This is a genomic window from Nocardioides sp. CPCC 206348 (assembly GCF_048654705.1).
Taxonomy (GTDB): Bacteria; Actinomycetota; Actinomycetes; order Propionibacteriales; family Nocardioidaceae; genus Nocardioides.
Genome location: NZ_JBMCZA010000199.1, coordinates 4,851 through 5,471, shown reverse-complemented (window position 1 = coordinate 5,471; position 621 = coordinate 4,851). Strand labels below are relative to the sequence as shown.

The 621-nt window shown below is 70.0% G+C and carries 1 protein-coding gene; it reads left to right on the top strand.

Going from position 1 to position 621, the window contains the following annotated elements; genetic code table 11:
* Nucleotides 1–27 precede the first annotated feature (27 nt).
* Nucleotides 28–621, top strand: a 594-nt coding sequence (pth, locus tag ACOADB_RS19240) for an aminoacyl-tRNA hydrolase (protein WP_378602110.1), incomplete at its 3' end; no start/stop codon positions are given.

Here is a 621-nt window from a genome sequence, read left to right as displayed (position 1 = left end):
GAGACCGACGAGACCGAGGAGGTCCCCGTGGCAGACGACACCAGCGCCGATGTGTGGCTCGTCGTCGGGCTCGGCAACCCCGGGCCGTCGTACTCGGGGCATCGGCACAACATCGGCTACCTCGTGGTCGACGAGCTCGCCCGCCGGATGGGCAGCGGCTTCCGCGCCCACAAGACCGGCCGCGCCGACGTCGTCGAGGGCCGCTTCGGTGCGCCGGGCACGACCTCGCCGCGCGTGGTCCTCGCCAAGGCACGCACCTACATGAACGAGTCGGGCGGTGCCGTCAAGGCGCTGGCCACCTTCTACAAGGTGCCCGCCGATCGGATCATCGCGATCCACGACGAGCTCGACATCGACTTCGGCACCCTGCGCAGCAAGCTCGGTGGCGGCGACAACGGCCACAACGGCCTCAAGTCGATGCGGTCCTCGCTCGGTACCGGTGACTTCTACCGGGTGCGCGCCGGCATCGGCCGCCCGCCCGGTCGCCAGGACGTCGCCGACTTCGTGCTGTCGAACTACTCCGGCGTCGAGCGCAAGGAGCTGCCCTTCCAGGTGGACTCCGCTGCCGATGCCGTCGAGTCCCTGGTCGCCGACGGCCTCGAGAAGACCCAGCAGCGCTTC